Source organism: Streptomyces beijiangensis, assembly GCF_017315755.1.
Lineage (GTDB): Bacteria > Actinomycetota > Actinomycetes > Streptomycetales > Streptomycetaceae > Streptomyces > Streptomyces beijiangensis.
Genome location: NZ_JAFLRJ010000096.1, coordinates 62,738 through 70,504, shown reverse-complemented (window position 1 = coordinate 70,504; position 7,767 = coordinate 62,738). Strand labels below are relative to the sequence as shown.

The window sequence follows — 7,767 nt, the reverse complement described above, 5'->3', positions numbered from 1 at the left end:
CCGCCCTCGGCGACGCGGACGCGCTCCTCCTGCCCACCGCCCCCGGCCACCCCACGCTCGCCGAAGTGGCGGCCGACCCCCTCGGCGCCAACGCCCGCCTGGGCCGCTTCACCAACTCCACCAACCTCTTCGGCCTCAGCGCGGTGGCCGTCCCCGCGGGCGAGGTCGAGGGCCTCCCCTTCGGCGTCATGCTGATCGGCCCGGCACACGCCGACGAACGTCTCGCCCGTATCGCCGCGCTCCTCACCCCGCCCACGAGCGTCGCCGTGGTCGGCGCCCACCTCACCGGCGAACCGCTCAACCCTCAACTCCTCGCCCTGGGCGCCCGTTTCGACCGTACGACCACGACCGCACCCCACTACCGCCTGTACGCCCTCGCCACCGACCCTCCCAAACCGGGTCTCGTCCGCACCACGGCGGCCGGCGACGGCGCCCCCGTCGAGGCGGAGCTCTGGCGGCTGCCCCCCGAGGGCCTCGGCGCCCTGGTCGCCTCGCTCCCCCGCCCCATGACGATCGGCAGCGTGGAGCTTGCCGACGGCACCGCCGTCCCCGGCTTCCTCTGCGAGCCGGGCGCCCTCGAAGGCGCCGTGGACATCACCGCGTACGGCGGCTGGCGGGCGTACAGAAGAGGTTGACGTACGCCCGACATCCCTGTTCCACTGAGCAGATGCGTCCTCAGCTGCGGCTGGTCACCCGCGACCACATCGACTTCGGTCGCGTGTGGTCGGCGTCGTGTTGTGCCTGACGGCACGACCCACTCATACGACCGGTTCTCCCGCAGCGCACCAGATGAGGATCTGCCATGCCCGTCGAGTTTCTCGGCATAGCCGCGACCAATGAAGGCTCCGAAGTGACGCCCCGCACCGGGCCGTCCTTCGACAAGGAGTACACGCTCAAGCTGGCCCGCGCCCACCAGGACTACGGCTGGGACCGTGTCCTGTTCGCGTACGGATCGGGATCGCCCGACCCCTCCCCCGCCGCCGCGTACATCGCGGCCCGCACCGAGACCCTGCAGATCCTGGTCGCGCACCGCCCGAACGTCTCGTACCCGACGTTCGCCGCCAAGACCTTCGCGACCCTCGACCGGATCAGCGACGGCCGGCTCGCCGTGCACTTCATCACCGGCGGCAACGACCACGAGCAGCAGCGCGAGGGCGACTTCCTCACCAAGGACGAGCGGTACGCCCGTACCCGCGAGGCCATCCAGATCATCAAGAAGGCCTGGACTTCGCACGACCCCTTCGACCACGAGGGCACGCACTACCGCTTCAACGACTTCGTGAGCGACACCTTCCCCGTCCAGCAGCCGCACCCGCTCGTCTCGTTCGGCGGCTCGTCGCCCGCCGCGTACGCGGCCGGTGGCGCGGAGGCGGACATCTACTGCCTGTGGGGCGAGCCCCTGGCCGAGACCGCCCAGCAGATCGAGTCGGTCAAGGCGGCCGCGAAAGCCGCGGGCCGCACCGATGTGCCGAGGATCCAGGTCGCGTTCCGCCCGATCATCGCGCCCACCGAGGAACTGGCCTGGGAGAAGGCCCACCGGACCCTGGACCGCATCAAGGCCCGCAAGGCCGGTGCGCCCCTCTCCCGGCGCCACCCGCTGAGGAACCCGGAGAACTCAGGATCCCAGCGCCTCCTGGCGGTGGCGGACCGGGGCGAGCGCCACGACCGCGCACTGTGGACGCCGACCTCGGCCGAGACCGGTGGCGCGGGCAACTCGACGGCTCTGGTGGGCACTCCGGAGACGGTCGCGCAGGCCCTGCTCGACTACTACGACCTGGGTGTGGAAGTTCTTTCCGCCCGCGGTTACGACCTGCTCGACGACGCGATCGACTTCGGACGCCACGTCATCCCGATCGTCCGCGAAGAGGTCGCCAAGCGGGACGCGGCGAAAACCGCAGCCGCGTAGCACGTACGTACGTCATGGCAGTGGCCCCCGCCGGAAAGAAGGTCCCGGCGGGGGCCGCTCGCACTCCACGACCGATCAGCCGATCAGCCGACCGAGCTGTACGCCACCACACCCCGCAGCACCGCTTCGACCGCCTTGCGCGCGTTCTTCGCGACGGTCGAGTCCTCGCGCGGCGCCGCCGCGGCGATCTGCCCCAGGACGTCGATGACCTGCTTGCACCAGCGGACGAAGTCCCCCGCGGGCATCTCGGCCTCGCGCAGGACCTCGTCGAGGCCCTTGCCCGATGCCCACTGGTAGACCGGCCAGGCGAAGCCGAGATCGGGCTCGCGCTGTCCGACCCCTTCCGTCTGGTTGATCTTGAAGTCTTCCTCCAGGGCATCGAGCCGGCCCCAGATGCGGACCATCTCGCCCAGTGCGGCCTTGGCGTTCCCCGAGGGCACCTTGGGTGCGACCGCGTCGTCAGACTGCCGGGCCTCGAACACCAACGCCGAGATGCAGGCGGCCAGTTCGGCCGGGCTCAGCCCTTCCCAGACGCCCTCGCGGATGCATTCGCTGGCCAGCAGGTCCAGTTCCCCGTACAGCCTGGCGAGCCGCTTCCCGTGCACGGTCGCCTCGTCACCGCGCAGATAGTCCAGCTCGGTCAGCAGGGCGTGGATCCGGTCGAAGGTACGGGCGATGGTGTTGGTCCGGCCCTCGATCCGGCGCTCCAGCTGCTGGGTGTCGCGCTGCAGCCGGTCGTAGCGCTCGGCCCAGCGCGCATGGTCCTCGCGCTCGTCGCAGCCGTGACAGGGGTGCGCGCGCAGCTCGGTCCGCAGCCGGGCGATCTCCCGGTCGTCGGCAGCTGCCGCGCGCCCGCGCCGCTGCTTCTCCGGCCGGACGTTCCCGGCCTTGGCGCGCAGCGCCGATGCCAGGTCCCGCCGCGACTGCGGTGAGCGCGGGTTGAAGGACTTCGGGATCCGCATCGTGTCGAGCGCCTCGACCGGTACGGGGAAGTCCATCGAAGCGAGCCGCTTGACCTGCCGCTCGGACGTCAGCACCAGGGGCCTGGGGCCGTCCTGATGCTCGAAGCCACGGTGCCCGTTGGCCCGTCCCGCCGGAATCCCGGGATCGAGGACCAGTGCGAGGCCGGCGAACTTACCGGTCGGCACATGAATGACATCGCCGGTCTTGAGCTTCTCCAGCGCGCTCGCCGCCGCCGCCCACTTCTGCGCCGTACCCTGCTTGGCCAGTTCGGTCTCGCGGTCCTTGAGGGCGCGACGCAGCCGTGCGTACTCCTCGAAGTCCCCCAGGTGGCAGGTCATGCCCTCCCGGTAGCCCTCGATTCCCTCTTCGTTCTTCTGGACCTGCTTGGAGATCCCGACGACAGACTTGTCCGCCTGGAACTGCGCGAAGGAGGTCTCCAGGAGTTCGCGCGAGCGGCGCCTGCCGAACTGCTGCACCAGGTTCACGGCCATGTTGTACGAGGGCCGGAAGCTGGACCGCAGCGGATACGTGCGCGTCCCTGCGAGCCCCGCGAGCGCCCCGGGGTCCATGGCGCGCTGCCAGAGCACCACCGCATGGCCCTCGATGTCGATCCCGCGCCGCCCGGCCCGCCCGGTCAGCTGGGTGTACTCGCCGGGGGTGATGTCGGCGTGCTGCTCGCCGTTCCACTTGACGAGCTTCTCCAACACCACTGACCGTGCGGGCATGTTGATGCCCAGGGCCAGGGTCTCGGTGGCGAAGACGGCCTTGACCAGGCCCCGTACGAAGAGCTCCTCGACGACCTCCTTGAAGGTCGGCAGCATTCCCGCGTGGTGTGCGGCGATGCCCCGCTCCAGGCCTTCGAGCCACTCGTAGTACCCCAGGACGTGCAGGTCCTCGCGGGGAATCGAGGCCGTACGCTCCTCGACGATCTCCCGGACGGTGTGCCGCGCCTCTTCCTTGTTCAGCCGCAGGCCCGCGTGCAGGCACTGCTGTACGGCGGCCTCGCAGCCGGCCCTGCTGAAGATGAAGGTGATCGCGGGCAGCAGGCCTTCGTTGTCCAGGCGGTCGATGACCTCGGCCCGGCTCGGCGTCCAGATGCGGCTGCGCGATCTGCGCTCCCGCTCCCGGTCCGCCTCGCGCACCGTCTTGCCGCGCCGCCGGTCCCGCGGGTTGTACGTGTTCTGGTTCTCCTGCCGGGCCATGCGCAGCAGGTCGGGGTTGACCTCGCGTCTGGCGCCGCCCCTGCCGCCGTGGTCCGTGGACTCCTCGAAGAGGTCGAACATCTTGCGCCCGGCGAGCACGTGCTGCCACAGCGGGACGGGACGGTGCTCGGAGACGATCACATCGGTGTCGCCGCGCACGGTGTCCAGCCAGTCGCCGAACTCCTCGGCGTTGGACACGGTCGCCGACAGCGACACCAGGGTCACCGACTCGGGGAGGTGGATGATCACTTCCTCCCACACCGCGCCGCGGAAGCGGTCGGAGAGGTAGTGCACCTCGTCCATCACCACATAACCGAGCCCGCGCAGCGCCTGTGATCCGGCGTACAGCATGTTCCGCAGCACCTCGGTGGTCATGACGACCACCGGCGCATCGGAGTTGACGCTGTTGTCCCCGGTGAGCAGGCCGACCTTGTCCGCGCCGTAACGCTTCGCGAGATCCGCGTACTTCTGGTTGGAGAGGGCCTTGATGGGGGTGGTGTAGAAGCACTTGCGGCCCTGTTCGAGGGCCAGGTGTACGGCGAACTCGCCGACAATGGTCTTGCCCGAGCCGGTGGGTGCCGCGACGAGCACACCCTTGCCGGCCTCCAGGGCCTGACACGCCTCGATCTGGAACGGGTCGAGATCGAACTCGTACATGCGGCGGAAGGGGGCCAGCGAAGTGGCCTCTTCAGCAGCTCGGATGCGGGCAGCTGCGTATCGCTCAGCGGGCGAAAGGTCCTCGGTCATCTTGTAAGGAGCCTACCCGTCACCTCTGACAATCAGCCTGATCTTTAATTCAAGCTCCGAGCACTCCCACCGCGCCCGGCACGCACTCGGCGGTCAGCGGCAGCGCGCCCAGCGGCTCCCCGTCCGCGTACCCCGTGACCTCCGCCGCCGCCAGCTCCACCTTCCGCGCCCGGTGCACGGTGACGACCCGGTGGCCGAGGTGCGTCCCCCGGTACACCTTCGGAAAGACCTTGATCAGCTCCGTACGCGAGCACGCACCGACCACCGTCACGTCGAAGAGCCCGTCGTCGGTCTCGGCCCCGGCGCAGATCCGCATCCCGCCGCCGTACGACGTGCCGTTCCCGACCGCGATCAGGGTGGCCTCGATCTCCTGCACAGGCCCGTCGTCGAACGCGATCTTGTACGGAATCGCCTTCAGCCCGGCCAGCTCGGCGACCATCGCCACGTCGTACGTGAACCGTCCGCTCGGCCACCGCATCCGGTTGCCCCGGTCATTGACGCGCGAGTCGAATCCGGAGGCCAGTACGGTCCCGAACCAGCGCTCGCCGACCCGTCCCAGGTCCACGGCCCGCACGGACCCGCCGGTCAGCGCCTCGGCGGCCAGCCGCCCGGCCGCGGCCGGGTCACGTACGGGAAGGCCGAGCGTCCTGGCGAAGTCGTTGCCGGTACCGACCGCGACCACCCCGAGCGGGGTCTGCGTTCCTGCCACGGCCTGCAGCGCCAGATTGACCATGCCGTCGCCTCCGACGGCGATCAGCGCCCCGGTGCCCGCCTCGACGGCCTGGCGCGCCCGGCGCAGCGCGTCCGGGGCGTCCTCACCGAGGACGGTGGTCACGGAGAATCCGGCGGCCCGCAACGCGGAAGCGGCCGGCTGCGCGGCATGCGCGCCCCGGCCGCGTCCTGCGGTGGGATTGACGAAGAGGGTGATCTCGCTGGTCACGAGCGGACCCTACAAGATCAGGTGATGTCGTCGTAACCGTTCAGCCTGCTCGACCGTCCGCCGTCCGACTGCTCGGGCAGGGAGGGCGTGGTCACGTTCTCGATCTCGCCGATGTCCTCGGGGGTGAGATCGAGGTCGGACGCCTCGTCGTCGTCCGGGCCCTCGGCGGCGCGCTGCCGCCGTCGGCGGTCGTTGAGAAGCGCGATGATGCAGGCCACGAAGTAGAGCACCCAGATCGGGACCGACAGCGCGAGCATGCTCAGCGGGTCCGTGCTGGGCGTGGCCACGGCCGCGAAGACCGTGATGCCGATGATCATCGCCCGCCACCAGCCGATCATCCTCTTGCCCGTGACGACCCCGCCGAAGTTGAGCATCACCAGGAGGAGCGGCATCTCGAAGGCAAGGCCGAAGACGACCACCATCCGGGTCACCAGGTCGAGCAGATCGTCGAGCGGCAGCAGGTTGTCGACGCCGCCCGGGGTGAAGCCGATCAGAACCTTGGCCGTGGTGGGCAGCACCGCGTACGCGAAGTAGCCGCCGCAGAGGAACAGCGGGAAACCGGCTCCGACGAAGGACAGCGAGTACTTCTTCTCGGTCTTGTGCAGGCCGGGGGCAAGGAACGCCCACAGCTGGTAGAGCCAGACCGGCGAGGCGAGAACGACGCCGGCCATCAGGGAGACCTTCAGCGCCAGGGTGAAGGGCGCGAGCAGGCCGTTGATGGTGATCTGCGCGCACTGCTGCTCGGCCTCGGGCTTCTTCGCCAGTTCGGCGAAGGAAGCATGGCAGCCGACGGACTTCAGGATCGGCTTGGTGAAGAACTCAATGATGTCGTTGTAGAAGAAGGCGGCGACGATCGTGACGAGCAGGATCGCCAACAGACCCTTCGCAAGCCGGTTCCGCAGCTCACGCAGGTGATCCGCGAGCGGCATGCGCCCCTCGGGATCCCTCTCTTCTGTGCGGGCAGACTTGAGCAACCCACGTCCTCATCTCGTGCGGCGGGCGTCCGCGGTCCGCGGCGCCCGCTCCGGGCCGCTGGGTCAGCGCTGCGTGGAGTCCGTCGGCTCGGCGACCGGGCGGGCGCTGGTGACATCACCGGGCGCGGCCTTGATCGTACGAGGCGCTTCGGTGGCCTGGGCCGGGGGCTGCGGCGGGTCGGCCGGAGTGGTCGTGGAGCCCTCCGACTTCATGGCCTTCGCCTCACTCTTGAGGATGCGGGCGGACTTGCCCAGCGAACGGGCCATGTCCGGAAGCTTCTTCGCGCCGAACAGCAAAACGATGACGACGAGGATCAGGATGATCTCGGGTGCGCCGAGCCTTCCGAACATAACTGTGTACCTTCTCACCGAGGCGGCAGGGGTGGGACTGGCCGACCGATCGGACAGGTGTCCGGTCGTCGTGCTGGCAGCGATCGTAACCCGCAGGGGTAAACACAGGGCAATGCCTGTGCATACTCCCGCTGGCGGCCCGCGCCTCGCTGACCGGGCCACGACCAGCAGCGTACCGCCCGAAACTGTGCTGCCGCAGTGGCCGTTGCGCTATCGCAAGGCTTCGCCGGTGCGCGCCAGGCCCGTGGCGGCACGCTCAAGACCCTCGGCGGCGGCGTTGATCTCCTGTGTGGTGCGCGTCACTTGGCGGCCCAGGCGCTGCGCCTCGACGAACACCTTGATCGCGAGTACGCCGAGCACGGCGACCCCACAGAAACCCAGAGCGATTGCGAGCATCGGCCAGAACATGAAGCCGAACCTACAGCGCGGAGTGGAGCCGCAGCGTCCGTACCCCTCCCCCGGTGAGGAGTTCGATGATCCGCTCACCCGCCGGTTTGCGGACCGAGGAACCGCACTGCGGGCAGGTGAAGGAGTAGAAGGTGGTTTTACGACTGCCGCCGATCGCCAACCTGAGCGCTTCGGCGGCCAGTTCGAAACGACTGCGGCAGTCCGGACAGGCGGCCTTGAAGATGACCGGTCCCACTTGCTCCGAAATACCGGGCATTACAGACATATTCCGCATTT

The 7,767-nt window shown here is 69.3% G+C and carries 8 protein-coding genes; 2 read left to right on the top strand and 6 right to left on the bottom strand.

Annotation, left to right across the window (positions count from 1 at the left end):
• Together J0695_RS11100 and J0695_RS11095 are read left to right on the top strand one after the other, a co-directional pair.
• Window positions 1–635, top strand: a 635-nt coding sequence (locus tag J0695_RS11100; protein ID WP_242552493.1) for an allophanate hydrolase-related protein, incomplete at its 5' end; no start/stop codon positions are given.
• A gap of 167 nt (window positions 636–802) precedes the next feature.
• Window positions 803–1,906 carry an LLM class flavin-dependent oxidoreductase gene (locus J0695_RS11095; protein ID WP_206961743.1) on the top strand — a complete coding sequence of 368 codons (1,104 nt, stop codon included), beginning with the start codon at window positions 803–805 and terminating at the stop codon, window positions 1,904–1,906.
• An 83-nt stretch (window positions 1,907–1,989) separates the two neighbouring features.
• On the opposite strand, the gene J0695_RS11090 is transcribed toward J0695_RS11095, so the two are convergent.
• The 6 genes from J0695_RS11090 to J0695_RS11065 all read right to left on the bottom strand — a co-directional run bounded on the left by J0695_RS11090 (window position 1,990) and on the right by J0695_RS11065 (window position 7,765).
• Window positions 1,990–4,818 (bottom strand): DEAD/DEAH box helicase, encoded by a 2,829-nt coding sequence (locus J0695_RS11090; RefSeq protein WP_206961742.1) that lies wholly within the window; start codon window positions 4,816–4,818, stop codon window positions 1,990–1,992.
• 49 nt (window positions 4,819–4,867) lie between these two features.
• Window positions 4,868–5,758 (bottom strand): diacylglycerol kinase, encoded by an 891-nt coding sequence (locus J0695_RS11085; protein ID WP_206961741.1) that lies wholly within the window; start codon window positions 5,756–5,758, stop codon window positions 4,868–4,870.
• A gap of 17 nt (window positions 5,759–5,775) precedes the next feature.
• Complete coding sequence (gene tatC / locus J0695_RS11080; RefSeq protein ID WP_206961740.1) at window positions 5,776–6,732, bottom strand: twin-arginine translocase subunit TatC; 957 nt, start codon at window positions 6,730–6,732, stop codon at window positions 5,776–5,778.
• A gap of 63 nt (window positions 6,733–6,795) precedes the next feature.
• Entirely contained in the window at window positions 6,796–7,083 is a 288-nt protein-coding gene (tatA, locus tag J0695_RS11075) for a Sec-independent protein translocase subunit TatA (protein ID WP_206961739.1), read from the bottom strand.
• A gap of 210 nt (window positions 7,084–7,293) precedes the next feature.
• Entirely contained in the window at window positions 7,294–7,491 is a 198-nt protein-coding gene (locus J0695_RS11070) for a hypothetical protein (RefSeq protein ID WP_206961738.1), read from the bottom strand.
• A gap of 10 nt (window positions 7,492–7,501) precedes the next feature.
• Window positions 7,502–7,765, bottom strand: coding sequence for a CpXC domain-containing protein (locus J0695_RS11065; protein ID WP_206961737.1), 264 nt, complete (start codon window positions 7,763–7,765; stop codon window positions 7,502–7,504).
• Between the last annotated feature and the right edge of the window lie 2 nt (window positions 7,766–7,767).